The 26,012-nt window shown below is 57.9% G+C and carries 27 protein-coding genes; 14 read left to right on the top strand and 13 right to left on the bottom strand.

From position 1 onward, the window contains the following. Positions 1-81 precede the first annotated feature (81 nt). From ACTJJ1_RS05655 to ACTJJ1_RS05630, 6 genes are all read left to right on the top strand, one after another. Positions 82-969 carry a LysR substrate-binding domain-containing protein gene (locus ACTJJ1_RS05655; protein ID WP_440832711.1) on the top strand — a complete coding sequence of 296 codons (888 nt, stop codon included), beginning with the start codon at positions 82-84 and terminating at the stop codon, positions 967-969. Positions 970-1,198: 229 nt separating this feature from the next. After that, positions 1,199-2,518: an MmgE/PrpD family protein gene (locus tag ACTJJ1_RS05650; protein ID WP_440832709.1), complete on the top strand. Its 1,320-nt coding sequence runs from the start codon at positions 1,199-1,201 to the stop codon at positions 2,516-2,518. Positions 2,519-2,535: 17 nt separating this feature from the next. Next, positions 2,536-3,873, top strand: a complete 1,338-nt coding sequence (locus ACTJJ1_RS05645; protein ID WP_073438768.1) for an LLM class flavin-dependent oxidoreductase — start codon at positions 2,536-2,538, stop codon at positions 3,871-3,873. A gap of 16 nt (positions 3,874-3,889) precedes the next feature. After that, positions 3,890-4,804 (top strand): ABC transporter substrate-binding protein, encoded by a 915-nt coding sequence (locus ACTJJ1_RS05640; protein ID WP_440832707.1) that lies wholly within the window; start codon positions 3,890-3,892, stop codon positions 4,802-4,804. Continuing rightward, on the top strand, positions 4,801-5,718 hold the full coding sequence (locus ACTJJ1_RS05635; protein ID WP_440832705.1) for an amino acid ABC transporter permease: 918 nt from the start codon (positions 4,801-4,803) through the stop codon (positions 5,716-5,718). Before ACTJJ1_RS05640 ends, ACTJJ1_RS05635 begins: the two co-directional genes overlap by 4 nt. Continuing rightward, on the top strand, positions 5,715-6,476 hold the full coding sequence (locus tag ACTJJ1_RS05630) for an amino acid ABC transporter ATP-binding protein (protein WP_006325141.1): 762 nt from the start codon (positions 5,715-5,717) through the stop codon (positions 6,474-6,476). Before ACTJJ1_RS05635 ends, ACTJJ1_RS05630 begins: the two co-directional genes overlap by 4 nt. A gap of 39 nt (positions 6,477-6,515) precedes the next feature. On the opposite strand, the gene ACTJJ1_RS05625 is transcribed toward ACTJJ1_RS05630, so the two are convergent. Continuing rightward, a complete protein-coding gene (locus ACTJJ1_RS05625) occupies positions 6,516-6,650 on the bottom strand; it encodes an AcrZ family multidrug efflux pump-associated protein (RefSeq protein ID WP_006325135.1) in 135 nt (44 codons plus the stop codon). A gap of 275 nt (positions 6,651-6,925) precedes the next feature. On the opposite strand from ACTJJ1_RS05625, the gene ACTJJ1_RS05620 reads away from it, so the two are divergent. Beyond that, entirely contained in the window at positions 6,926-7,453 is a 528-nt protein-coding gene (locus ACTJJ1_RS05620) for an N-acetyltransferase family protein (RefSeq protein ID WP_440833603.1), read from the top strand. A 136-nt stretch (positions 7,454-7,589) separates the two neighbouring features. Then, positions 7,590-7,802, top strand: coding sequence for a glycine zipper 2TM domain-containing protein (locus ACTJJ1_RS05615; protein WP_004944210.1), 213 nt, complete (start codon positions 7,590-7,592; stop codon positions 7,800-7,802). Between the two features lie 187 nt (positions 7,803-7,989). Here the strand turns inward: ACTJJ1_RS05615 and ACTJJ1_RS05610 are convergent, their stop codons facing one another. Further along, the gene (locus tag ACTJJ1_RS05610) at positions 7,990-8,445 is read right to left on the bottom strand and encodes an SgcJ/EcaC family oxidoreductase (protein WP_440832702.1); all 456 of its coding nucleotides are present in this window, start codon (positions 8,443-8,445) and stop codon (positions 7,990-7,992) included. A gap of 557 nt (positions 8,446-9,002) precedes the next feature. Here ACTJJ1_RS05610 and ACTJJ1_RS05605 point away from each other — a divergent pair. After that, complete coding sequence (locus ACTJJ1_RS05605) at positions 9,003-9,203, top strand: hypothetical protein (protein WP_006325133.1); 201 nt, start codon at positions 9,003-9,005, stop codon at positions 9,201-9,203. Positions 9,204-9,303: 100 nt separating this feature from the next. Here ACTJJ1_RS05605 and ACTJJ1_RS05600 read toward each other — a convergent pair whose 3' ends face one another. Both ACTJJ1_RS05600 and mrdA read right to left on the bottom strand, forming a co-directional pair. Next, a complete protein-coding gene (locus ACTJJ1_RS05600; RefSeq protein ID WP_440832700.1) occupies positions 9,304-11,022 on the bottom strand; it encodes a penicillin-binding transpeptidase domain-containing protein in 1,719 nt (572 codons plus the stop codon). A gap of 102 nt (positions 11,023-11,124) precedes the next feature. Further along, positions 11,125-13,050, bottom strand: coding sequence for a penicillin-binding protein 2 (gene mrdA / locus ACTJJ1_RS05595; RefSeq protein ID WP_440832698.1), 1,926 nt, complete (start codon positions 13,048-13,050; stop codon positions 11,125-11,127). A gap of 294 nt (positions 13,051-13,344) precedes the next feature. Between mrdA and ACTJJ1_RS05590 the strand changes: the two genes are divergently transcribed. After that, positions 13,345-13,626, top strand: a complete 282-nt coding sequence (locus ACTJJ1_RS05590) for a YjcB family protein (RefSeq protein WP_004944199.1) — start codon at positions 13,345-13,347, stop codon at positions 13,624-13,626. A gap of 7 nt (positions 13,627-13,633) precedes the next feature. Here the strand turns inward: ACTJJ1_RS05590 and ACTJJ1_RS05585 are convergent, their stop codons facing one another. Next, positions 13,634-14,500, bottom strand: coding sequence for a LysR family transcriptional regulator (locus tag ACTJJ1_RS05585; protein ID WP_440832696.1), 867 nt, complete (start codon positions 14,498-14,500; stop codon positions 13,634-13,636). 118 nt (positions 14,501-14,618) lie between these two features. Here ACTJJ1_RS05585 and ACTJJ1_RS05580 point away from each other — a divergent pair, with 118 nt between their 5' ends. Beyond that, on the top strand, positions 14,619-16,139 hold the full coding sequence (locus tag ACTJJ1_RS05580; RefSeq protein WP_440832695.1) for an MFS transporter: 1,521 nt from the start codon (positions 14,619-14,621) through the stop codon (positions 16,137-16,139). A 234-nt stretch (positions 16,140-16,373) separates the two neighbouring features. Then, on the top strand, positions 16,374-17,162 hold the full coding sequence (gene lpxA, locus ACTJJ1_RS05575) for an acyl-ACP--UDP-N-acetylglucosamine O-acyltransferase (protein WP_440832693.1): 789 nt from the start codon (positions 16,374-16,376) through the stop codon (positions 17,160-17,162). Positions 17,163-17,173: 11 nt separating this feature from the next. Here lpxA and ACTJJ1_RS05570 read toward each other — a convergent pair whose 3' ends face one another. From ACTJJ1_RS05570 to ACTJJ1_RS05535, 8 genes are all read right to left on the bottom strand, one after another. Beyond that, positions 17,174-18,121, bottom strand: coding sequence for an oligopeptide/dipeptide ABC transporter ATP-binding protein (locus tag ACTJJ1_RS05570; RefSeq protein WP_020453820.1), 948 nt, complete (start codon positions 18,119-18,121; stop codon positions 17,174-17,176). Next, a complete protein-coding gene (locus tag ACTJJ1_RS05565) occupies positions 18,111-19,115 on the bottom strand; it encodes an ABC transporter ATP-binding protein (protein WP_063198412.1) in 1,005 nt (334 codons plus the stop codon). Before ACTJJ1_RS05565 ends, ACTJJ1_RS05570 begins: the two co-directional genes overlap by 11 nt. Next, positions 19,115-20,029, bottom strand: coding sequence for a D,D-dipeptide ABC transporter permease (gene ddpC, locus ACTJJ1_RS05560; protein WP_440832690.1), 915 nt, complete (start codon positions 20,027-20,029; stop codon positions 19,115-19,117). The genes ACTJJ1_RS05565 and ddpC overlap by 1 nt, the downstream gene beginning before the upstream one ends. Then, entirely contained in the window at positions 20,029-21,045 is a 1,017-nt protein-coding gene (locus ACTJJ1_RS05555; RefSeq protein ID WP_004944186.1) for an ABC transporter permease, read from the bottom strand. The genes ddpC and ACTJJ1_RS05555 overlap by 1 nt, the downstream gene beginning before the upstream one ends. Positions 21,046-21,096: 51 nt before the next feature. Beyond that, the gene (locus ACTJJ1_RS05550; protein ID WP_440832688.1) at positions 21,097-22,647 is read right to left on the bottom strand and encodes an ABC transporter substrate-binding protein; all 1,551 of its coding nucleotides are present in this window, start codon (positions 22,645-22,647) and stop codon (positions 21,097-21,099) included. 34 nt (positions 22,648-22,681) lie between these two features. Beyond that, the gene (gene ddpX / locus ACTJJ1_RS05545) at positions 22,682-23,245 is read right to left on the bottom strand and encodes a D-alanyl-D-alanine dipeptidase (protein WP_440832686.1); all 564 of its coding nucleotides are present in this window, start codon (positions 23,243-23,245) and stop codon (positions 22,682-22,684) included. 17 nt (positions 23,246-23,262) lie between these two features. Then, positions 23,263-24,135: a MurR/RpiR family transcriptional regulator gene (locus tag ACTJJ1_RS05540; RefSeq protein ID WP_004944177.1), complete on the bottom strand. Its 873-nt coding sequence runs from the start codon at positions 24,133-24,135 to the stop codon at positions 23,263-23,265. Between the two features lie 246 nt (positions 24,136-24,381). Further along, a complete protein-coding gene (locus tag ACTJJ1_RS05535) occupies positions 24,382-25,245 on the bottom strand; it encodes a GNAT family N-acetyltransferase (RefSeq protein WP_409442578.1) in 864 nt (287 codons plus the stop codon). Positions 25,246-25,391: 146 nt separating this feature from the next. Here ACTJJ1_RS05535 and ACTJJ1_RS05530 point away from each other — a divergent pair, with 146 nt between their 5' ends. Continuing rightward, positions 25,392-25,625 carry a type II toxin-antitoxin system Phd/YefM family antitoxin gene (locus ACTJJ1_RS05530; RefSeq protein WP_006325108.1) on the top strand — a complete coding sequence of 78 codons (234 nt, stop codon included), beginning with the start codon at positions 25,392-25,394 and terminating at the stop codon, positions 25,623-25,625. Positions 25,626-25,647: 22 nt separating this feature from the next. Beyond that, positions 25,648-25,980: a type II toxin-antitoxin system RelE/ParE family toxin gene (locus ACTJJ1_RS05525; protein WP_166728809.1), complete on the top strand. Its 333-nt coding sequence runs from the start codon at positions 25,648-25,650 to the stop codon at positions 25,978-25,980. Positions 25,981-26,012: the final 32 nt, after the last annotated feature.

Here is a 26,012-nt window from a genome sequence, read left to right as displayed (position 1 = left end):
GAATAGAGTGTGGTGATTAACGGAAAAACAGGCTAGATTTCCCTTCATACTGGACACTAGCGTCCGCAATAGGGGAAGAACATGGATAATCTGGCAGGCGTCTCGGCCTTTGTTCAGGCAGCCGAAACGCTCAGTTTTGTCGAGGCAGGCCGCGTGCTGGGTGTCTCCGCTTCGGCTATCGGCAAAAGCATCGCCCGGCTGGAGACACGCCTGGCCGTGCGGCTGTTTCACCGCAGCACCCGCAGCATGACGCTGACGGCGGAAGGCACGCTTTTCTTGCAGCGCTGCCAGCGGATCCTTGGCGAAATGGCGGCGGCGGAACAGGAACTGAGCGATACCCGCAGTGCGCCACGCGGTAAATTACGCGTCAGTTTGCCCCTGGTGGGCAGCCTGCTTAATCCGGTGCTGGCGGAGTTTATCCGTCAATATCCGCAGATTGAACTGGAGGTGGATTTCTCCGATCGCCGGGTTGAAGTGATTGAGGAAGGCTTTGACGCGGTGATCCGCGTCGGAGAAACCGAAGATTCCCGGCTGATGAGCCGCCAATTGGGCACCTTCCACCTGCAACTGGTGGCGGCCCCCGGCTATTTACGCCAGGCGGGTATTCCGCAACAGCCGGCCGATCTGCGCCAACACGCCTGCCTGCTGTATAAATTCCCCACCACCGGAAAAGTCGAAAGCTGGCCGGTGGCGGACTGGGACAAAATCCTCGGCGAAGGTCTGCGGACCAGCGTGGTGTGCAATACCGTCGATACGCTGATTTATCTGGCGGAACAGGGCCAGGGCATCGCCTGCCTGCCCGACTTCGCCGTGGAACAGGCGCTGGCCGGGCAACGGTTGCAGCAGGTTCTCGGCGAGCACAGCCACCATACCGGCAGCTTTAAAATTCTCTGGCCCTCCAGCAAGCACCTGGCTCCCCGACTGCGGGTGTTTATCGATCTGCTGAGCGAACGGTTGTTTCCGGCTTAACGGCGCAACGCGGCTTAAGAGCAATTCCGGCTTTGCTTTGCACAAAATCAGCTAAGCCAGCAACGACAGTGCCTGCCGGCGGGCCTCACCGCATTAGCTTCTGTCTATGATATTCCATTTTGAAATATGAAAGTCTCGTTCGTTCTTTCGGGGCAAGGAAAATCACCACACAATAAAACCTGAATCGCAGGCCGGCTCATAACCGCATAAAAAATCAGGGTTTATACTCTTGTCATCGCTCATAACCGCTCAATTTACCCGTCTGGTGCTGGATACCCAGCCTGATGCTCTCGCCCTGTCAGCCGCTCGTCGCGGCCTGATGGACTACTTTGCCTGCGCGTTGCCGATCGTCCACGGCGCGCTGAGCGATACCGGGCTGGCGGCGGTGAAATCGGTGTTCCCGCCGATCAGCGCTGAGAACCGTGCCTTGTATTTTGGCTACGTCAGCCACTCGCTGGATTTCGACGATTACCACCCTGCGCTACGCGGCCACCCGACCACGGTGGTGCTCTCTGCCTTGTTGGCGCTGACCGACGATCGCGACGATGCCACCGCGCTGTTGAGCGCCTATGCGATAGGGGTAGAAGCCGCCGGGCGATTGGGGTTGGCGGCCGGAACCCAGCATTATCAGTTGGGTTTCCACAGCACCGCGACTCTGGGCGCGGTAGCCGCCAGCGCAGCCGCCGCACGCTATTTGGGATTGACCCCGCCCCAGACGCAGATTGCACTCGGCCTGGCGGCTACCCAGGCCGCCGGGCTGCGCAGCCAGTTCGGTTCTGCCGCCAAACCGCTGCACGCCGGATTGGCGGCGCGCGCGGCGGTCAATGCCGTGCTGCTGGCGCAGGCGGGCTTTGCCGGCCAGCCGGAAGGCGTGATTGACAGCCTGTTCAGTTCCCACGGTGACGGCCGGCAGCGGCCGGATCTGCTGACTGCAGATTGGGGCGCGCCGTGGCGCATCCTGCAACCGGGCCTGGAGTTTAAACGCTACCCAACCTGCGGCGGCACCCACAGCGCGGCCGAAGCCGCCTTTGCCCTGTGTGAAAACCTGCTCGAACAAGGTATTACCGCCGACGAGATACCTGCCGCCATCAGCCGCATTCAGGTCAGTTTTCCGCCCGGCGCGGATACCGCTCCCCATATTCGCCGCCCGGTAAACGGCGTAGAAGCGCGTTTCAGCCTGGAATACGTGATCGCCGATGCACTGTACAGCGGTGCCGTGCCGCTGATGCATTACGGTGAAAACCCCGTAGACCCGATGATTGCCGCACTGGCGGCGCGGGTGGAACGGCACGCCGACCTTTCTGCTCCGCCAGATGAGTTGGATCCGGAACTGCGTTTCCATCGCGTGACGCTGACGCTGCACGACGGCCGCCAATTTAGTGACATTGTCACCAGAAAACAAACCGCCGCCCGCCCAACGGACGTCGAAGCCAAGCTGCGCAGCATCCTGCAACTGCTGCCGCAATTGGATGGCGACCGCGTGGTTCGCGACTGCGCACTGGCGCAGCCCGGCGCGACGGCACGGTTAATTGCATTATTAAATCAATAATAAATAGAGGACTAATTATGAGTGCTTCACCTTCAACACCATCGCGTCAATTACGTCTCGGCCTGTTTGTTCAAGCCCTGGGGCACCATGTCGGCGGCTGGCGCGCAGAAGGCGCCAGCGGATCACCGACCGATATCGACTGGTTCACCTGGATCGCCCAAAAAGCCGAAGAAGGCACCTTTGACATGTTCTTCGTCGGCGACGCGCTGGCCACCAGCGTACACCGTTTGCCTTCGACGATGTCGCGCCTGGAGCCGCTGACCTTGCTGGCGGCGCTGGCGGTCAATACTCGCCATATCGGGCTGGCGGCCACCGCCTCCACCACCTTCGACCAACCCTTCCATCTGGCGCGCGCCATGGCGTCCATCGACCATATCAGCCACGGCCGTGCAGCCTGGAACGTGGTGACGTCCTTTTCCAGCGATGCCGCACGCAACTTCAGCCGTGACGATCTGCCTTCGCACGCCGAACGTTACGAAGTGGCGCGCGAGTTCCTCGAAGCCAGCTACAAGCTGTGGGACGGCTGGGAAGAAGACGCCATCGTGCGTGACAAACAACAGGGCATCTACGCCATCGACGACAAAATTCACGCGGCCAACCACAAGGGCAAACACTTTTCGGTACAGGGACCACTGAATATTTCACGTTCCCCACAGGGCCGCCCGGTGATTATCGAAGCCGGCTCTTCACCGGCCGGGCAGCAGTTGGCGGCGGAAACCGCCGAGGTAGTCTTTACCGCCGCTGCCACGCTGGAGGAAGGCCAGGCGTTTTACCGCAGCCAGAAAAAGTACGTGGCCGAGGCCGGCCGTAACCCGGACCACCTGCTGATCCTGCCGGGCGTGATGCCGATTATCGGCCGCACCAAGGCTGAAGCGCAGGAGACCTGGTATCAGTTGAATCAGTTAGTGGATATCGATAACGGCATCGAGCAGCTTTCCGCCCGCTTCGGCTTCGATCTGAGCGACTACCCGCTCGATGGCCCGGTGCCGGATGTTGGCGCAACCGAAGGTGGCCAAAGCCGGGTGAAACTGCTGACCGATCTGGCCGCGCGGGAAAACCTGACGCTGCGGGAACTGGCTGCGGTAGCGGCAGGCTCGCGCGGACACCGCGTGGTGGTCGGCACCGCCGAAGAGATCGCCGATGACTTCCAGCTGTGGCTGGAACAGCAAGGCGCCGACGGCTTTAACATCATGCCCGCCGTACTGCCAAATCAGTTGGAGCTGTTCGTCGAGCTGGTCATACCGGAGCTGCGCCGCCGTGGCCTGTTCCGCGAGGAATATCACTATTCAACCCTGCGTGAAAACCTGGGCCTGCCGGAACCGGCAATCAACTTCGCCAACGTAAAATCGGCTTAATCTGCAGGGGAATACCATGAAAACTACCGTTAAACGCACTGTGCTGTCCCTGCTGTTGGCTTCTTCCACCTTAGCCCCGTTGGCCACAGGCTATGCCGCCGAAGGCGATGTTCCCTTCAAGGCCGCGCTGAAAGCCAGCGCCGATCCGAAACTGCACGACAGCCTGCCCGACGCCGTCAAAAAAGCCGGCTTTATCGTGGCGGGCACTAACCCGAACACGCCGCCGACCACCTTCTACGAGGCGGACAACAAAACGCTGGCCGGGCGTGAAATCGACGTGATGAGCGCAATTGCCGATCGTCTCGGTGTCGCGATCCACTGGAAGGACACCGGCGGTTTCGACAATATCATTCCCGGTTTGAAATCCGGTCGCTACGACGTGGCGCTGGCCAACATCGACGCCAACAAGAAGCGTTTCCAACAGGTGGACTTCGTCGGCTATTACAATGCCTCCAAACTGGCGCTGATCGCCCGTAAAGATGCGGCGCTCGGCCCGTACACCGAGCTGGCGCAACTGTGCGGCCAGACCGTCGGCGCCGGTGCCGGCACTTCGCAGGTCACCCGTTTGCAGCAGGCCAGCGACCAGTGCGTCAGCGCCGGCAAACCGGCGATCACCATTCCGATCTTCCCGGACCGCCCGGCCGGCGTGCAGGCGACGATCAGCGGCCGCGTACCGATGTTCTTCGGCCCTTATGAAGGCCTGCGCTACCAGGCGAGCCATGTTAAAGCGCTGGCGCTGGCCGGCGACATCAATATCGGAGGCACCACGGTAGCCATCGCGTTGCCAAAAGGTTCCGAACTGGTGAAACCGGTGCAGGCCGCGCTTAACTCGCTGATTGCCGATGGCAGCTACCAGAAAATCCTCGACGGTTGGGATATCGGTTTCGGTGCGGTGAAAACCGCCGGCATCAACGAAGAGATTGCAAAATGAGTGCGCAACAACCTGCCGATGATGCCGAACTGAGCATCGTCGGTCATCGGCATTACGGGCGCTGGTTCAGCGCCCTGATCGTACTGCTGATCGTCGGCGTTATCGCCAATTCGATGCTGCATAACCCGCGCTTCGAATGGGCGGTGGTGGCGGAAAACTTTACCGAGACGTCAATCATCAACGGCGTGATCATGACGCTGAAGCTGACGGTCATCTCGGTGATCTTCGGTTTCGCCGGCGGCGTGCTGCTGGCGTTGATGCGCCTCTCCGCCAACCCGGTGCTGGTCGCGGTAAGCTGGTTCTATACCTGGTTCTTCCGCGCGGTACCTATGCTGGTGCAACTTTTCCTGTGGTACAACATCGCCGCGCTTTACCCGCGCATCAGCCTGTGGCTCCCGTTTCTGGGCGAGGTCGCCAGCGCGCCGACCAACACCATTATCAGCACCTTCAGCGCAGCGGTGATTGCTCTGGTCATGCATCAGTCGGCCTATGCGGCAGAGATTGTGCGTGCAGGCATTCAAAGCGTGGGCAGCGGCCAACTGGAAGCCGCCAAGGCATTGGGCTATCGCCGTGGGCAGATCCTGTGGCGAGTGGTTTTGCCGCAGGCCATGCGCACCATTTTGCCGCCGGCCGGCAATGAGGTGATCGGGCAGCTTAAAACCACCGCCGTGGTGTCGGTTATCGCCCTGCAAGACGTGCTGTATTCGGCGCAGATTATCTACCAACGCACCTACGAGGTGATCCCGCTGTTGCTGGTCGCCACGCTGTGGTACCTGGTGATGACCTCGATTCTGTCGATTGGCCAGCACTATGTTGAGCGCTATTTCGGTCGTGGCACTCAGGCCACGCGCGGCGGTTGGCTGTTACGCAACCGTAAGGCCACGCCCGAACTGAACCAGGGAGCAGAACAATGAGCGCAGCCATTCATATCAACCGGGTACGTAAGTCCTTCTCCGGTACCGAAGTGCTGAAAAACATCAGCCTGCAGATCCCGGCCGGTTCGGTCACGGTGATCCTCGGCCCTTCCGGCTCGGGGAAATCGACCTTGCTGCGCTGCATCAACCACCTGGAAAAGCTCGACGGCGGCACCATCCGCGTGGGCGAACAACTGATCGGTTATCGCCAGAAAGGCAAGCATCTGTATGAACTGAAGGAGTCTGAGGTCGCCGAACAGCGTAAAAGCATCGGCATGGTGTTCCAGCAGTTCAACCTGTTCCCGCACCGCACGGTGCTGGAAAACGTTACGGAAGCGCCATTGCTGGTGAAAAAGGAAAAGAAGGCCGTGGTGGTCGAACGGGCGAAGGCCCTGCTGACCCGCGTGGGGCTGGAGCATCGCATTAACGCCTGGCCACGCGAGCTTTCCGGTGGCCAACAGCAGCGTGTGGCGATCGCCCGCGCGCTGGCGATGAATCCCGAGGTGCTGTTGTTTGATGAGCCGACTTCCGCGCTCGATCCGGAACTGGTTGGCGAAGTGTTGCAGGTGATGAAGGGCCTGACGCACTCCGGCATGACGATGGTCGTGGTCACCCATGAGATCGGTTTTGCCCGCGAAGTGGCCGATCAAATCATCTTTATGGATCAGGGGAAAGTGGTCGAAACGGGGACTGCGCAGCAGGTGCTGGATGCGCCTCAGCATGAAAGAACGCGTAATTTCCTGGCGACGGTACTCTAATTGCATCAGGGGAGCATTGCGCTCCCCTGATCATGGAATTCAGTCTTTTTTTCTGCCGATAGCGGAGAAAACGTTAAACACTTCACCCAGACCATAAATCGAGCCCAGCAACACGGCTATCATTACCGGCACCAGGATCACCACGGTTGCCAAACTCTCAATCATTTCTAACATCGTTGTCTCCCGGTTTTTTAAGCGGAGAAAGCCGTTCACAAATGGAATGGAATTTCTCCGAGATACCGCACACTTTATTGTTGGTATTTTCGATATGTGATAGACATCACACTTTAAGCGCGACTAATGTAACTTACACAGTTGCATTAAAACAATGACAAAAAATGCTCTGGGAAAGGCGGGATAACGCAACGAAACATCGGTGGGACGCCTGCTCGAAAACAGGTGTCCAAGACGCAAATAATGGCGATAGCGGCCAAATAACGGGAGCAATGATGATAACACTGAGAATGGCGCGGCCTGCGGATGCACCGGCGATCGCGCGTCTGCACGTGCAGGTCTGGCGCAGCGCCTACCAAGGGCTGGCAACGCAAGCGGCCTATGCCGCGCTGGATGAACCAAGGCGGTTGGTCCAGTGGCAAGAAAAACTGCAACAACCTGGCGCAGCGCAAGTGCTGCTGGCCGAATCGGCTGGTCAATTGGCCGGATTCTGTCTGGCCGACGCCCCTTCCCATCCGCAGTTTGGCGAGCATGCCGAGATAAAATCACTGTTCGTCAGCGATGAACATCAACGCCAGGGTATCGGCCGCAGGCTGCTCGGTGCAGCGGCAAGAGAAATGCAAAAGCTCGGTTATCGCAGCATTGCGCTGGGAGTGGTCGACGGGAATGACAACGCCATGCGGTTTTATCAGGCCTTGGGCGGTGCTCCGGCCGGTAACTATACCGATCCCGGTCCGTTGTGGCGTTCCAGCAATGTGATTTACGTCTGGCCGGATATTCGCCATCTGGCGGCCCTTAAATAATATACGGCGACTCAAATTTAAGAATATTTACCTATTCTATTTTCTGCCGGAGGAATACATTCATCTCAACTTCTACCGAACGATTAATTGCCGTATTTTTAGCCAAGTAATCGATCATTTTACCAGGATAATTCTTATGAACATTAAACGTGTTGCCGGCGTGTTGGTTCTCGTAATGGCTACGCTCTCTGTCACTGCATGCGGGCATATGTCTAACCGCAATCGCAACACCGCAATCGGCGCCGGCGTAGGCGCGCTGGGTGGCGCAGTATTGACCGACGGCAGCACCCTGGGCACGCTGGGCGGGGCAGCACTGGGCGGTATTATCGGTCACCAAACCAGCCGTTAACGATAGCTGAATAATAAAAATCTCAGGCCGGAATATCTGCAACAGCGCACTATTCTTGCCTGAGTTAATATTATTTCATTGCCTTTAATCTCCCCCTTTTAAATCTCAGGGTTAATTATTTCTCATTGCCTAAACGTTCTGCTTAACCACGAGGCAATAATACCAGCCGCATACCATCATATCGGTTTCAGCTCTCTGGCATCACGGAAGAATGATGGGTGGAAATTTTCCACTCGTTGCCGACCCAGGCATAGGTGAAAGTATAACGTGCAGAAACGGTTGATTTATCTTTAAAACTGAAGGTATAGGTCCCCGTATCCACGGCTTTGTTGCAGCCAATACGTATCGTTCGGCTATCTATCTTGCCAACCGGTTTTTTCGCCAGAAAATGTTCAAAATAATCAATCCGCTCAGCTTCCGTCAAACGTACTTTATTGGAAACCGTGGGGAGCAAGATCGCATCGCTCAGGTAATTATCTGTCACCTTCCTGGCATCTCCAGTCTGTAAATCGTCATTCCATTTATCAAATAATGCTTCAATTTGAGCCCGATCGACTTTAACGCAATCGGGAACCGTTTTGGCCAAGACAGAGCCAGACATCAACATCAGTGTGCCTACTACTACTCCAGGTAATTTTTTCATTTTCATTCCTTTTGTCAGCTTCGTTGCTCCTTGTCATAAGTATCAGTGCCAATCTCGATAAACAATTAAATTTTAATATAGTTACATTAGTTTACTATAAATCAAGTAAACATCTCCTTATAGGCATTAGGTTGGCCGATGACCGTCGCTTCCGACCTCAGGCGGGTGAAGCCAAGTGCCGCCGCTACGGCCCCCGCGCCCGCACTATCGAGGTATGGCGGCCCTGTCGCAACCGTTTCGGAAATACTCTGCATATTCGCGGCAAGAAAATCATCATGAACAGGAAACGGTTATCGGATCCCACGTCAAGAATACATAATTAAAAAACGAAATATGAATTGAAATCATCTACGCAAATTATTAATGAATGAATCATAGGGAATATATAATAAAATTCACCGTAGACGATGACTGGATAAGCTAATAACCTCCCCCTGTCATTCCTTCAAAAAAAAGAAATGGCATTACTGAAGGTAATGATAATACGTCGATCGGCATCAGATAAACTCTGATTAGGCTGACAAGTTTAATTCTATTTTCATTATTAAGGATGAGTTATGAAATTATCAAACGTAATGCTTCTCTCGGCAATTCTGGCTTCCGCAGTGGGCATGTCTGCCGTCGCCTCCGCCGCGCAACGTCCCGCCGGCGTTTGCACCTTTATTTATTCGCCGGTTCCCTACGTCACCAAAGACGGCAAAAAAATCCAGGCGCCTAATGCCTGCGTGGCAAAATGGTGGGCAGTTCAGGGTAAGTGATAATTTGACTTGCAGGCAGCTTATTACGCAGCCTGCCGGGTAAACGAAAGGGGGCCGGAAACCGGCCCCCTTTCAGCTTTCTATCGGCAACGCAAAAACATTACCCCTTCACCCGAGAAACCACATTCAGCGGTTGAGCGTCCGGCAGGATATTCATATGCTCCAGCACCTGCGCCATGATCTTGCCGAACACCGGGCCGGCCACCGAACCGCCGAAGTGCTTGCCGGCTTTCGGGTTGTTGACCATCACCACCAGCGCCACCTGCGGATCGCTGGCCGGCGCCACACCTGCGGTGTAGTTGATATAGCCGCCGTCATATTTGCCGTTGGCACCCATCTTCTCGGCAGTACCGGTTTTAATCGCCAGCCGGTAACCCGGCACCGCGGCGCTGACCCCACTGCCGCCCGGCAAGGCGTCGCTTTCCATCATATGCACCACGGTTTTCACCGTCTCTTCCGGCAAGATCCGCTGCCCCATGACCGGCGGCGTCACCCGCGTGATCGACAGCGGCCGATAGACGCCGTAAGCGCCGATGGCGGCATATTCGCGCGCCATTTGCAGCGGCGTAACGCGCAATCCGTAGCCGAAGGAGAAAGTCGCCCGTTCGATATCGGCCCAGCGTTCACGATGCTGCGGCAGATAACCGCTGCTCTCGTTGCCGATGCCCAACTCGGTCGGCAACCCCAGACCAAAGCTCTTGTAGACCGCCGGTAGCACAGTGGCAGGCAGCGCCAATGCGATATGCGACACCGCGATATCACTGGATTTTTGCAGCACGCCGGTAATGGTCAGTTTGGACCAGTGACCAACGTCCTTGATCAAGTGGCCGTTGACCCGGTACGGCGTGGTATCCAGCACCGTATCCGGCTTAATCAGCCTATGTTCCAACCCGACCATCACGACCACCGGTTTCACCGTCGAACCCGGCTCGAAGCTGTCGCTGCTGCAAACGTTGCGAATATCTTTTGCCGGCGTATTGGCATAGTTGTTCGGGTTGAACGACGGGTAGCTGGCCATGCCAAGCACCTCGCCGGTACTGACTTTCACCAGCACCGCACAGCCGGAATCGGCCTGGTTGGCCAGCACGCCATCGCGGATTTGCGCAAACAGTACGTACTGGATAAATTTATCGATGCTCAGCGTAACGTTCGGCGGCGGTACGGGATCGACGCTCTTGATCACGCCAATCACCGCCCCGCTGCCGTCCTTCTGGTACACCCGCATCCCGTTCTTGCCCTGCAACAGGTGGTTGAAGCCCAGCTCAATGCCTTCGAGCCCCTGATTGTCCTGCCCGACAATACCTATCAGCCCGGCGGCGTCCTGGCCCATCGGGTAAAAGCGGCTGAAATCCTGCTCGGTGCTGACACCGGTCAGATGCAGTTTATTGATGTAGTTCGCGTTATCGTCTTCCACCTTGCGGGCCAGATAGACGAAACGCTTATGGGCGTTGGCCTGAATCAACTTTTGCACGTCCGTCAGCGGCATTTTCAGCACGTTGGCCAGGCTCTGCCAGCGTTCGTTGCCGGTATCGGTATGGGTGTCGAGAATATGCTTGGGATCCAGTACGATATCTTTCGAAGACACGCTCACCGCCAGCGCTTCATCATTGCGGTCGGTGATCATACCCCGGTTGGTCGGTAGCACCTGCGTGCGAATTGAGCGCTGATCCGCCTGGTCCGCCAACTGCTGATGCTCCATCAATTGCAAATAGCCCACCCGGAACGCCAGCAGGAAAAAACACACCAGAATACCGGCGCAAATCCAGCCAAACCTCAGTGAGGAATAATTTTTACCGCTTTTTTTTATTAGTGGCGCCACTGTTAACCCTGCGTTTTTATTCGGATTATGTAATTATTTCAGTCTACCCTGACGGAAATCTTTAGAAGATTGCAGTTTGTAAGAAAGTAAAAACAAACGCGTTTACTGTTGCACATCCTCACTGTCGTTTAACTCCGGTTTAACTTTCTGCCCATCATCAGGTTTCGGCGCGTTGGCCGGGTCAAAAATATGGTCAAGGATTGCCCGTGCGGTTGGCCCCGCCACCACGCCGTCACCGCCGCCGTTTTCCAGAATCAGCGCCATCGCCACCCGCGGATTTTTATAGGGAGCGAACAGCGTGTAGAAAATATGGTCACGCAACCGTACCGGGATCATCTTGGCGTTATAGGTCTGATTTTCTTTCAGACTGAATACCTGCGAAGTACCGGATTTGGCGGCGATCTGATACGGCGCAGTATGGAACAGCTTGTAACCGGTGCCATTCGGCAAGTTGGCCATACCGTACATGCCATTGCGCACAATGCCCCAGTACGGTGATTTGGCATCGCCGATCTGTGCCGTCTGCAGCGGCGGTTGATAGCGGCTCACCCGATTGCCCTGGCGCATGGAATACAACAGATGGGGCGTTTTCACCTTGCCGTTATTGATAAGCGTGGTCAGCGCCTTCACCATCTGAATTGGCGTGGCGACCCAATACCCCTGGCCGATGCCGACCGATACGGTATCGCCCTGATACCAGGGTTTTTTATGCACCCGCTGCTTCCAGTCGCGGCTGGGCAGTACGCCGCGATACTCTTCGTTGAGATCGATCCCGGTCGCCTGGCCGTAACCGAATTGGCTCAGCCAGCTGTGAATGCGATCGATGCCCATTTCAAACGCCACCTGATAAAAGAAGGTATCGGCGGACTCCTCTATCGCTTTGGTGACGTTCAGCATACCGTGGCCACTCTTCAGCCAGTCGCGGTAACGGCGTTGGGTGCCCGGCAACGTCCAGGTCGGCGCGCCAAAGAAGCTGGTGTTGGGGGTTATCACCCCGGCGAACAGCGCAGAGGTAGCCATGTAAGGCTTCACGGTAGACGCCGGCGGGTACAGCCCCTGAGTGACGCGGTTAATCAGTGGTAGATCCGGGTTGGTCAATAAGCTTTTATAGGCTTTGTAACTGATACCCTTAACGAACGGGTTGGGATCGTAACTGGGGCTGGACACCATCGCCAAAATACCGCCATCGCGCGGGTCCTCAACCACCACCGCCGCTCGCTGCCCCTTCAGCACCGACTCGATATACTGCTGTAACGGCAAATCGAGCGTCAGATAGATATTTTTGCCGGCCTGCGGCGGCTGTTCTTTCAGCAGGCGTATCACGCGGCCGTGGTTATCCACCTCAACTTCCTGATAGCCGGTGGTGCCGTGAAGCTCCGACTCATAGTAAGCCTCAATGCCCTGCTTGCCGATGTTATGGTCGGCAGAGTAATTTTCGCCGATGCCGGCTTTATCGAGCCGTTTCACATCGCCATCGTTGATTTTCGATACATAACCCACCACGTGCGCCAGTTCGGCGCCATACGGATATTCCCGCTGCTGATAGGTGTCGATGGTCACCCCGTCAAAACGATATTGATTGACCGCAAAACGGGCGACCTCAGTGTCGTTCAGCCCGCTTTTCAGCGTCACCGGTTTATAGCGGCCGTTGTGGTGCATATCGTCGCGAAAGGTGGCGATGTCCTCTGGCGTCAGATCGACAATCGGTGTCAGCGCCTGTAGCAGCGCGGCCATATTGACGATTTTGCTGGGAATAACCTGGATCTGGTACAGCGTAATGTTACGCACCAGTGGGATGCCGTTACGGTCGAATATCAGCCCGCGGCTAGGGGCAATCGGCAGCATTTTGATGTCGTTCTGATTGGAGCGCGTCTGGTAAAACGCATGTTGCTTAATCTGCAGGTGATACAGGTTGACGATCAGTGCGCCGAAGCAGGCGATCACCAACGCCATCGCCACGCAGGCACGGCGAATAAACAACATTTCCTCAGCGGAATGGTCACGGATTTTTTCTTTTAAGAGGGCCATACGCAGTGCAGTACCTGTCTGACGTCACATTTTCCCCAGATAAATCAGGGCAGTGAAAAGTCGGCAAGCATAGCGTTATTGGTTAACGGCCCCCATTAAAAGGTTGCTAATGAAATGGCATAAATGTTTCAGCATATTGGAATGTTTCCGGGTACCGGCTTTTATGCCGTACAGGGATTGAGCACCCCTTTATCCCAGTGCTACAATGTGACGCAGATCACACTACTCCATTTTTGCCCGCACTGTTCTCCGGCGCCCTGCCGGCTGCGGCTTTGTCACAAAGGATCACGTTCGATGAGTACCATAGCCACGGGTTTGATTATGATGCGCTGGGAATTGCTGAGCGCCGTAATGATGTTTATGGCCAGCCAGTTAAACGTCGTTTGCCGTAAGACCAGCCGTAACGGCATGGCATTCATGTTCAGCAGCCTCGGGCTGTTCACCACCTGTTGGTTTGTGATGGGCCTGATGGGCATCAGTTTCAGCCAGGAAGGATTCCTGCATTTTTGGTCAGTGACCAAAGACGTATTCTTCGACGTGATGAGCAAAACCCCGACCGATTGGCCAATGCCCTGAGCCGCACTTAATCTCCCCCTGCGGCAGGCAACGGCGCCGACATCTCCAGCAGTATTTTGCCGAATGCCTGCGCAGCCGCGCCAGGTTCCGCGCCGTTGACGATCAGGGTGAAATCGACGTCGGGCAATTCAGGTAGCCCATACTCGTCTTCGATCACTTTCATCCCCGGCGCCAGATCGCCGCTTGCCATGACGGCAATGCCCAACCCCGCCAGCACGGCCGCCCGTAGCCCTTGTTGGCTTTGTGAAGTGAAGGCGGTGTGCCATTGGATTGCCTTGCTTTCCAAAGCGGCGATCCCGGCTTCGCGACTGACCGACGGCGCGGGCAACAACGCCAGCGGCAACGACGAGCCCGCCAGGCTGAATGTCTCAGCCGCTACCCACACCAGTTGCGTCCGCCGCAATAACCGGCCCTCAATACGGTTAGCCAGCGACATCACGACGGCCAAATCCAGTTCGTTGCCCTTCACCATCCCGCAAAGATCCAGCCCGATACTGACATTGACCTCCAACCTGACCGCAGGAAAAGCCCGGGCAAACTGGGATAACAGCGGCGGCAATCGTTCCCCCAGAAAACTCTCCGTCAGGCCAAAGCGTACTGATCCCGACACGGGTGAGGATTCAAAGCGCCGCTGCATGGCGTCGAGCGCCTGCAAAACGTGCACGGCGTGGCGCAGCAAATCTTCACCGTCTTCGGTTAGCGTCAGGCGCCGCGTAGTGCGGTGCAACAACTGCCGGCCAATCTGCTCCTCGAGCCGACGGATCTGGTGACTGATCGCGGATTGGGTCAGATTCAGTTGCTGCGCCGCGCGCGTAAAGCCGCCGGTTTCGGTAACCGCAACGAAGGTGCGCAGCAGTGTCGGGTCAATGTTCATAGGGCGATTACATGATGGGAATTAATTAATAACGATAAATTAAATCATTTCTATCATGCAAGCCATTTATCCAGAATGGCTGTTCGTTTCCCTAACCTTTCTTTTGTGGAAAAAATTCATGACGCTCTCTCACGCCAGTAAAAACCGACTGGCATTAACGGCAATTTGCCTCGCCGCGCTGATGTTCGGCCTGGAAATCTCCAGCGTACCGGTCATACTGCCGACGCTGGAACGGGTATTACACAGTGATTTCAGCGATATGCAGTGGATTATGAATGCCTATACCCTGGCCTGCACCGCCGTGATGATGGCCACCGGAACGCTGTCTGACCGTTTTGGCCGCAGGCGAGTTTTCATCATCGCTATTGCCGCTTTTGGCCTCACCTCCTTACTCTGCGGCCTGGCCAACGGCTCGACGCTGCTGATCCTGGGCCGCTTTATACAAGGCATGGCGGGCGGCGCCATGTTGATTTGCCAGGTGGCTGCATTGTCGCATCAGTTTCAGAGCGGCAAACAGCGTGGTCAGGCCTTCGGCATTTGGGGCGTCGTTTTTGGCATTGGCTTAGGGTTTGGGCCGGCGATCGGCGGCGTTATCGTGGCGCTCGCCAACTGGCAGTGGGTATTTTTGATTCATGCGGTCATCGCCGTTCTGACACTGTTACTGGTGATTTTCAGCGTGCAAGAATCCCGCGATCCGCAGGCGGCAAAACTGGATACTCTGGGGATCGTCACATTGTCGCTGTCGGTTTTTGGGCTGGTGTATTTTATCACTCAGGGGGCGGAGTTCGGTTTCGCCAGCGTTCGTGCCGGGGGGATTCTTCTGGCTGCAGCCCTCAGCCTGCTGCTGTTTATTTGGGTTGAGAGACGCAGCCCCTATCCGATGATGGAGTTTTCCGTGTTCAGGAATCGGCAATTTTCCGGGGCGCTGATGGGCTCTATCGGCATGAATTTCAGCTTCTGGCCCTTTATGATCTACCTGCCGCTCTATTTTCAAATTGGGCTGGGCTATGACAGCCTGACCACAGGTTTGTCGCTGCTCGCCTATACGCTGCCCACGCTGGTCTTCCCCCCGGTGGGCGAGCGATTGGCTTTGCGTTACCGCGCCGGAACCGTGATCCCCGCAGGGCTATTCGCGCTTGGACTGGGTTTCCTGCTGATGAAATCAGGCGGCGAACATGCCGGCGGATTGGCTATGCTGCCGGGGTTACTTATCGCCGGCATCGGCCTGGGCATCACCAATACCCCGGTGACCAACACCACCACAGGTTCGGTGTCGAATGCCCGCGCCGGCATGGCCTCCGGGATAGACATGAGCGCCAGAATGATCGCGTTGGCTGTCAATATTGCGGCCATGGGGTTTATCTTGCTGGCGGGCGTTGACGCTTATCTGCAACAAACGCTGCCCGAATCATTCGGCACCTTGCCGCTGCATTCGGTGGCGGAGCAGATAGTGGCGGGTAATCTCACCGCCTTGAAAACGCTCCCCGAATGGGATGCCTTGGCCCCCTTGGTTCATGCCGCCTTGACGCAAAGTTTTGGCCTGGTGATGCTGTACGGCGGCCTCGGTGCCTGGGCGTTGGCTGCGGCCAGCCTGATGATTTTCGCCCCCTGGAAAACGGCAGCCGCACTCCTCCGGTAATAACATCTCGTTATTACTGAATGGTTCATAAAATAAATAAAATATAATCGGGCGGTCTGAGACCGGCAGAGGCTTATGCTGGCCTCAGACAACTTTGTTGCACCTGGCCCAGAGGCAAGCCCTCATGCCCGCACTTTCTTGTTTTTCCCCTGATTAATCCAGAATCCGGCTTAATGGTTAACCGATGTCTGGCCTGGCTGAAGGATACGCCACGCGCCGCCATCAGGAAGCAGCATGATTTCTCCTTCTGCCCGTATTGCCGCCAGCAGCGTGATTGAGCCTGGCGTGATTATCGGTGCGCACGTACGCATCGGTCATTTTTGCTTCATCACCGCCGGCGTTGAGATTGGCGAAGGTACCTCTATCGCCTCCCACGTAGTCATTAACGGCATGACGCGCATCGGCCGCGACAACGTCATCGACCAGTTTTCTTCGATCGGCGAAGCCGGCCAGGACCTGAAATACGCCGGTGAACCGACCACGCTCACCCTCGGCGATCGCAACCGCATCGGCAAATACGCCACCCTGCATCGCGGCACCGTTCAAGGCTGCCGCCACACCGCGATCGGCGATGACAACCATCTGCAGGATAATGTGCATATTGCCCACGACTGCATCATTGGCAACGCCACGCATATCGGCATTAACAGCGGGCTGGCCGGGCATGTGGAATTGGGCGACGGCGGTTGGGTCGGCGCGCGTTGTGCGGTGCATCAGTTTTGCATTATCGGTGCCCACGCGCGATTGGCCGACGGCACGCTCGCGGTGCAGGATTTGCCGCCGTTCGTCCAGGCCGGCGGCAACCGCGCCAAACCGGACGGCCTGCATCTGCTGGCGCCGGCCTTTCTGGCCGCCGACGAGCAACAGCAGCGGGTTATTCATTCTCTTTACGACATGTTGTATCACCAGGCGATGGCGCTGGAAGACGTGCGGCAAGAAGCCGCCCGCCTCAGCGTGGAATACCCGTTACTGCGGCTGTTCACTGATTTTTTTACCCGCTCTACGCGGGGCATCATTCGCTGAAAATGTGGCCGTCACGCCACTTTATGACAGCGCACCGCCGTCCCCCCCAGATTCACCCGCAGCGTTTGCGGCATCTGGCAGCCTTCCCCGGCGTAGGGACAACGCTCGCGGAAAAAACACCCCAGCGGCAACTGGCGATTGCCCGGCAACTCCCCTTTGCGGTCTTCAATAGTGCTGTCGCTCAGCGCACGCCCGGCACGCGGCACCGAATCCAGCAGTAGCCGGGTATAAGGATGCTGCGGCTGGCGCAAGACCTGCGCGGTTGGCCCCAGCTCAACGATTTGCCCCAAATACATCACCGCCACCCGATCGCTCATGTGCTGAACCACCGAAACGTTATGCGAGATCAGCACATAGGTCAGATTGCGCTGGCGTTGCAGCTCCACCAACAGGTTGAGGATCTGCGCCTGCACCGAGATATCCAGCGCCGACGTTGGCTCGTCCAGCACGATGATATCCGGTTGCGAGGACAGCGCACGGGCAATCGAGATGCGTTGGCGCTGACCACCGGAAAACTCATGCGGCAGCCGGTCGATAGACTCCGGTCGCAACCCAACCTGCTGCACCAGTTCGGCCGCCAGCGCCCGCCGCTCTGCCACGCCGTTATGCTGCTGCACGTAGACCGGTTCGGTGATAATGCGCCATACCGGCAGGCGCGGGTCGAGCGACGACTGCGGATCCTGAAACACCATCTGCATGCCGCTGCCAAACCAGGAGCCGCCGGAACGGGCGCGCAGCAACTCGCCGCTGCTGGGCTTCAACAATCCCATCAGCAGTTGCGCCAAGGTACTTTTGCCACAGCCGGATTCGCCGACGATCCCCAGGGTCTCGCCGCGCATGATGTTGAGATCCAGCCCGTTGAGCGCATGGACATATTCTCTCGGCTTACCGCGCCAGTTATAGCTGGCGGGAAAGCGCAGCCGCACGTCGCGCAGTTCCAGTAGCGCTTCAACGTTCATTTTGCACCTCCAGATCGATAGACTGCGGATGCCAACAGGCCACCCGTTGCGTCGGGTCAGCGGCTAATGGCGTCAACCGCGGCGTTTGCCGGCATTGGCCGCTGGCGTAGCTGCAGCGGTTGCTGAATGCGCAACCCGGCGGCAACGCGCTCAAATTGGGCACCGTACCGGGAATGGCCCGCAGCAGGCTGCGCGGCTCTGCGCGTTCCGGTGCCGCCAGCAACAACCCGATAGAATACGGGTGGCGCGGGTGGTCAATCACCCGCGCCGTGGCCCCGCTTTCGATCACGTGCCCGGCATACATCACGTACACCCGGTCACAAAGCTGCGACACCACCGCCATATCGTGAGTAATAAACAGCACCGCCGTGCCGCTGGCGCGAGCCTTCTGTTGCAACAGGCGCAGCACCTGCCGCTGCACCGTAACATCCAGCGCCGTGGTCGGTTCGTCGGCGATAATCAGCTCCGGTTCGCAGGAAAACGCCATGGCGATCAGCACCCGTTGGCGCATGCCGCCCGACAGCTCGAACGGATAGCGCTCCATCACCCGTTCCGCATCGGCAATTTGCATTTCACGCAGCAACTGGATCGCCTTGTCACGCGCCTGCCGCGCCGACAGCCGCTGGTGCAGGCGGATCACCTCGCACATCTGGCGGCCGATTTTCCGCGTCGGGTTCAGCGCACTCATCGGCTCCTGAAAAATCATCGACACCCGGGCACCGCGCAGTTGGCGCATTTGCCGCTCGCTGGCGCTGAGCACGTCGGTGCCCAATACCTCCAGCTTGCCGCCGGTCACGTTGTAACCGTCTTCGGCCAGCAGGCGCAGGGTCATCATTGCCGTTACCGATTTGCCGGAACCGGATTCCCCCACCACGCCGACGATTTCGCCGGCCTTGACCTGCAACGAAACGCGGTTAAGCGCCTTGACGCTGCCGCCGTAAACCGGGAATTCCAGTTGCAGCTCATCAATCGATAAAACCGTAGTGTCACTCATCAACGCCCCCGGGTTTTAGGATCCAGCAAGTCGCGCAGACCGTCGCCGAACAGGTTGAAACCGGTGGCGGTGATCAGGATCGCCGTACCGGGAAAGGCCGAATACCACCACTGGTCGAGCACATAGTTACGGCCGTTGGCCACCATAGCACCCCATTCGGCGGTCGGTTGTTGGGCGCCAAGGCCGATAAAGCCCAGCGTGGCGGCCATCAGGATGGCGGTACCGATATCCAGCGACGCCTGTACCACCAACGGCGGCATGACATTGCGCAGGACATGCCAGCCAATCAAATGCCAGCGCGAAGCGCCAAAGGTGCGCGCCGCCTGCATATAAGCCTGATGCCGCAGCGTCAGCGTCTGCCCGCGCGCCAACCGCACGTAAAACGGAATGCGCACCACCGCAATCGCCAGCATGGCGTTGAACAGGCTTGGCCCGAGCGCGGCCGCCAGCGCCATGGTCAGCACCAGCGAAGGCACCGACAGCATGATGTCCATGCAGCGCATGATCAACGCATCCACCGTGCCGCCCATCACGCCGGAGAAACAGCCGAGCAGCGAGCCAATTCCGCCCGCCAGCACCACCACCGCCAGCCCGGCGGCAACAGACTGCCGGCTGCCGACCAGCACCCGGCTGAACAGGTCGCGGCCTACTTCGTCGGTGCCGAACCAGTGTTCGGCCGAAGGCGGCAGCAGCCGCGCGGTCAGGTCGATGGCGTCCGGATTGTGCGGCGCCAGCCAGGGGGAAAACAGCATCAAAAACAGCACGCAGAACATGATGGCGCCACCCAACAGCGTCAGCGGGCTGCGCCGCACCCGATACCAGGCGCGCCGCGCGCCGACAAAGCGCAGCGCAGGTTCCGCCGCCGGCGGTGGCTCGATTTGAGACGACGGTTGTTCAAGTTGAGACATAGTCATTAGCCCTCGCGCCCCATTCGCGGGTCGATCCACAGATAAAGCAGATCGACGATCAAATTAACCATCACATAGGCAAAAGACACCACCACGGCAAAGCCCATCACCGCAGGGAAATCCAGCGCCTGAATGGAATCCACCACGTAAGCGCCCATGCCTGGCCAGGCGAATACCGTTTCGGTCAGCACTGCGCCGTACAGCAAATCCCCCAACGCCAACCCCAGTACCGTCACCGAAGGGATCAACGCGTTCGGCAGCGCGTGGCCGAGTACCACCCGCCAGTGCGAAAGGCCGTTGGCGCGTGCGGTGCGGATATAGTCTTCGCCCAGTTGTTCAAGCATCGCCGAGCGGATTTGCCGCGCCACCACCCCGAGGTGCACGAACGCCAGGGTCAGCGCCGGCAGGATCAGGTGCTGCAGGCTGTTCCAAAACGCTTCGCCGTTGCCGGTCAGCAACGAATCCAGCAGATAGAACCCGGTAATATGGGTGGGCGGATCCAGCCAGTCGTCCAGCCTGCCGCCACCGGGCAAGACGTTCAGTTGGCCGTAAAACAAAATGATCACCCCCAGCCCCAGCCAGAACGCCGGCGTGGAGATGCCGGTCACCGACAGCAGACGCACCAGATGATCGGGCCATTTATTGCGGTAAACCGCCGACAGCACGCCGAGCGGCACCCCCAGAGCGATCGCCAGCAGCAAAGCGCAAAACGCCAGCTCCAGCGTCGCCGGGAAGAAGGCGCGCAGGTCGTCCAGCACCGGCCGCCCGGTGCGGATAGACGTGCCCAGATCGCCGTGCAGCAGATCCAGCACATAGCGGCCAAACTGCACGTATAACGGCTGGTCCAGCCCCAGTTGCTGGCGAATATGCCGGACGATTTCCTCGCTGGCGCGATCGCCGGCCAGCAGCCGCGCCGGATCGCCGGGGATCAGGTGCGAGATGGTAAAAGTGATGACGCACACCCCGAACATCACCAGCACCAGCCCCCAGCAGCGCTGGCGGATAAGGCTCCAAACGTTCATAGTCGTTTCCCGTGGTGCAAGGGGGCAGCCAAACGGCTGCCCGAAAGAGAATTACTTGCTCATCTGCCCAACGTTGAACACCTGTTCCAGCATCGGGTTATACACAAAACCCTTCACCTCTTTGTTCATCGCCACCTGATAGTTTTTCTGGAACAGATAGACGTAGGCCGCCTGGTCGATGACGATTTTCTGCGCGGCCTGATAATCGGCGGTGCGCACTTGCTGATCGGACACCGAAACCGCTTTTTTCAACAGCGCATCCACCTGCGGATCGCTGTAGAACGAGCGGTTGCCCGGCAGCCCTTTCTTGTCGGATTCGAACCAGTAGTTCATGAACATGTAGGGGTCGGCGAAGTCCGGGCTCCAGTTGCCGATGGCGATGTCGTAATTGCCCTGGCCGATGCGATCGCGCATGGTGGCGTTAGCCAGCTTCTCCAGTTTGACGTTAATGCCTACCGTCGCCAGGCTGGCCTGCACCGAGAGCGCTATCGCCTCCCAGTTCGGATCGCTGACCGAATACAGGAAGTTCAGCGACGTCGGCTTGTCTTTCACCGCCGCCAGAGCGGCCTTGGCCTTGTCCGCATCCAGGCTGTACTGCTGTGCGGCGGCGTCGTAGCCCCACATGCCTTCCGGGATCGGTCCGCGCATCTGTTTGCCGTTGCCGCCGAGAATGCCCTTCACCATGCCCTGATAATCCACCGCATAAGAGATGGCGCGGCGCAAATCCACCTGATTCAGCGGCGCTTTGCCGTTGTTCAGGTACAGATAAGTGACGCGCAACGAAGGAAACTCATTGACCGCCACCTTGTTTTCGCTTTTCAGCGCCGTGAGCTGGTCGATGGGCAGAGATTCGGCGATGTCCAGATCGCCGCGCGTCAATTGCAGGCGGCGGGTGGCGCTTTCGGCGATGATTTTCACCGTTACGCGTTTGAACGCCGGTTTGGCGCCGCCGTAATGCGGATTGGGCACCAGCACCAACTGCTGGCCCTTCTGCCAGCGATCCAGCTTGTAAGGGCCGGAACCTGCGCTGTGATTCGCCAGCCAGGCTTTGCCTTCGTCGGCCGGATTGGCCTTGGCGATCGCCGGGTTGACGATGCCGGCGCCGTCATTGGCCAGCGTGTAGAGGAACGGGGCAAACGGCGTTTTCAGCGTGAAACGCACCGTCAGCGGATCCACCACCGTCACCTGCAGATCTTTCGGGAAAGCTTCTGACGGCCCTTGGCCAATCTTCATCAGCCGTTCAAACGACCATTTCACCGCCTCGGCGTTAACCTCGCTGCCGTCGTCGAACTTGTTGCCCGGCTTGAGCTTAAAGGTCCAGACCAATTGATCGTCTGAAGCGGCCCAGCTTTCCGCCAGTTCGCCTTCAACCTGGGTGGAGCCTTTGCCGCCTTCGGTTTTGTATTGCACCAACCGCTGGTAGGCAGGGTAAGTTACCGTCCAATCGTTGTTATCGATGGTCACGGCCGGATCCAGCGTCTGCGGGTCGGCCGCTTTGCCGATCACCAGCATATCCTTGGGTACCGCCGCCTGCGCCGGAGCCAAACCGGCCAGACCTACAGCGACTGCCACCGCCAGCGCGGCGTATTTAACTTTGCTCATAAACTGACTCCTGGTGTGTTGAAGGTGCGTCGTTTTAATCGTAAGAAAAACAGCCGAAGCGATCGGCCAACAGCGGATAGTCACCGGCGTTGGGCAGCTCAAAATGCCACCACTCGCTGGCGATGCCGCAAAACCCCCCGGCGGCCATCACCGCATTCAGCAATAGCCGGTTGCGCTGCACCTCGGGAGGAAAATCGGGGTAAAACGGATGGGAACGCTCGCTCATCTCATCAAAGCTGGTGCCCATATCGAGCGCCGCGCCCGCCGCATCCAGCAGCGTCACGTCGATAGCCACGCCGCGGCTGTGGTGCGAGCCGGTTTGCGTGCTGGTGACATATTGCGGATCCGGGCATGCCAGCCACAGCAGCGCCTGCGCCTGCTGCGGCCGATAGGCGTCAAACACCTTTAGCGATAAACCGGCAAGCCGTGCCGCCAACAGACAGCGTGTCAGCCCGCGTACCGCGTCGGGATGCAACAGGCAGCGGCTTTCGCGGTAAATAGGCCGGCCGGTGAGGTTATCGGCGCCTGCGTATTTCAACTCGATCGGCAGATCGGGAAACGCCTCAGCCAGATCCATTAACGTTACATTGTCACTCATTACCTGTTCCCATGCGGTTAAGATTCAAATTGGCCCAGTTCTTTTTGCAGAAGGCGGTTGTTGGCCAGCCGTTGCTCCACAGCCGCGCCGCCCTGTTCCAGTACCGAGGACAGCAGCAGGTTGAACAGGCAACTGAGCGGCGCCAGCGAATCCCAAAACTGGCCGGTGTCGGTTTTTACCTGCAGCAGGTCAATCGGGTAATCCCGCGCCCACGGGCAGTAAATGTCGGTGATCAACGCCAGCCGCAGCCCGCGCGCGCAGGCCGCCTGACAATACTGCCGGGCGATGGTCGAGTAAGCGCGAGTGTCGGTCAGCACCAGATAGGGCGCGCCAAATTCCGAATTGAGCGATTCCACGTAGGTACCGGACAGCCCGTCGGCGTAATAGACTCTGGGCCGCAGATACTCCAGATGGCTGTAAAAGGCGTTGGCGATGCCGCGCGTAGACTGGATGCCGACCACAAACACCGCTTCCGCCTGCGCCAGTTGGCGGCTGACGCGGTTGAACGCCTCCCCGCCGGCCAACTGGTAAACGTGTTCTATCGCCTCCAGCTCCAGGGTTAACGCCTGGCGCAGCTTTTGCGGCTGCGGCTGATCGCGCCGCCGGCGGTAAGCCCCCAGACGATCGGTGACGCCCCAGGGTTGGTACAGCGCCGCCCCTTGTTCACGCAGCGTACGTTTCAGATCGTCGAGATTGCGGTAACCCAGGCTGCGCAGATAACGGCCGACCGAAATGCCGCTGGTCGCCGTGCTGCGGGCGATGCCGTCGGCGGTTTCAAACGGCACCTGCGCCAGATTGGCCAGCAGATAACCGGCAATACGCTTGCCGGTCGGGGTTTGTACCGCAAATGACGCTTCTATCTGTGCGATCACATCAGGATGGTCTGCCATAGTTCGCCCGCTGTTGGTGAGTTGTCATCAAACCGCTGTCTGTTACTCAGGTAACAAAGACTGATGATGACAATGCATGGCCTGTGCCAATTGCGGACTTTCTGGGGATATTTCACGCGCGGCGGCGTACGGCGGCGCAGGAACGGCAAAACCTGCGGTTACAGCAAAGTCATCAGTTGATAACTATTGCACAACAATTGGGCAATGCATCTGGCGATGCACCGCCGTGGTACCTGATTTTCAATTTTATGACAGCGCTTGCGAAAACAATGCAAAAGTCTGCACGCTCGCAGGATCCGGTCTATGAGGCGCGCCGCGCACCATGATGGCGGGCGTGTCCACGCTGGGCAAACCGCGCTCGACCAGCCAGGGGCCGAGGCTGTTGGCCTGCGGCGTGTCGATACGCACAAACTGGCCGGTGCAGGGCCGGCACAGCGCGTCGATTAACCCGACGGAGGAGGCAATATCGGGCGCAATTACCGGGCCGATCATGTTGCCATGACCAAAGCGGCGACGCACCGCGAAACCGACGGCAATCCCCTGCCGTTCCAGCACCAGCGCCTGCCCGGCGCTACTCAGCAATGTCTCCAGCAGCGGCTGGCGCCGCATGCCGCAAGCGGCGAAATCCAGCTCGGCCAGGGTTGGCAGATCCTGCGGCGATACCGGGCGCAGGGTGACGTCCTCCGGCAAAGGCACGGCGTCGCGGGCAGGCAACTCCCGACATTGATGCTGTGCCAACTGCCCCTGTTCGATAAACCCCAACTGTTGATACAACGGCTTGCCCTGTTCGGTAGCCACCAGGTGCAGTTGATGGTCAGTCAATGGTGCCATCAGCGTCTGCACCATTTCCCTGGCGATGCCTTGCCCGCGATGCCGTTCGTCGACAATCACCAACCCCAACGTGGCGCGATTCGCCCCCCACAACCAGCGCAGCGCGGTGCCGACCGTCTCTCCGTTGGCCACCGCGACCACTCCCATCCCCAATCCCCACGCCTGCTGCCAATCCTCCAGGCGGTGAGGCCAGCGCGCCTGTTGCGACAGCCCGAACGCCGCCGGCAGATCCCTTTCAATCATCGGGCGCAGGTGAATGCTTTGCTTTTCCTCGGGCACGTTTGCCTCCTGATTCGATAGGGATAATTTTACTGGATGGCGAAAACCGCCTCCCCGCAGAGTAGCAGATTCGGTTCTGCGTGGTGCATTGCTTATAGTCTGAATATGAACTAAATTTGGCTCACGCAAGACACGAGGACGCCAGTATGAAAGTTGAAACCATCAGCTATGTTAAGAAGCACGCCGCCGCGCTCGATTTGTCTGAGCCTATTTTGGTGACGCAAAATGGTACCCCTGCTTATGTGATCGAATCTTATGAACAACGCCAGCAAAGGGATGACGCCATTTCCTTGCTTAAATTGCTAACGCTGTCTGAAAAAGACAAAAAAGAAGGCAAAGTTTATTCCCGCGACCAATTGCTGGCTGATATAGATAAGTAATGCGCTCAAAAGGAGATGTCGCATGAGGGAACGGATTGATATTGAGTATACCGCAACGGCAAAGAGTACTTTGCTCGAGATTGTCCACCATTTGAAAGCCAATAATGTGCTGCCGTTACCGGTCGTTGAAAGCATCATTACTGGGTTCGAAACCAGGGTAAACCTCTTTCCAACCGGCTGTCAGATTTGCCCTGAACTATTGAAAATTGGCTGCGATAAATACCGTGAATGTAATACGGTCAACGGCTATCGCGTTATTTATTCGCTCGAAGATTCACTTATCACCGTACATGCCTTTCTTGCCCAAAAGCTGGATATTCAACAAACGCTGTTTAACCGGCTGATTGCGTCGTAATCCCGCCAGCCAAGCGGACACGCCCCCCATTT

This window comes from Serratia sp. 22264 (genome assembly GCF_052045345.1).
In the GTDB taxonomy this organism is placed as follows: Bacteria; Pseudomonadota; Gammaproteobacteria; order Enterobacterales; family Enterobacteriaceae; genus Serratia; species Serratia plymuthica.
This window is presented reverse-complemented; position numbering and strand designations above follow the sequence as displayed.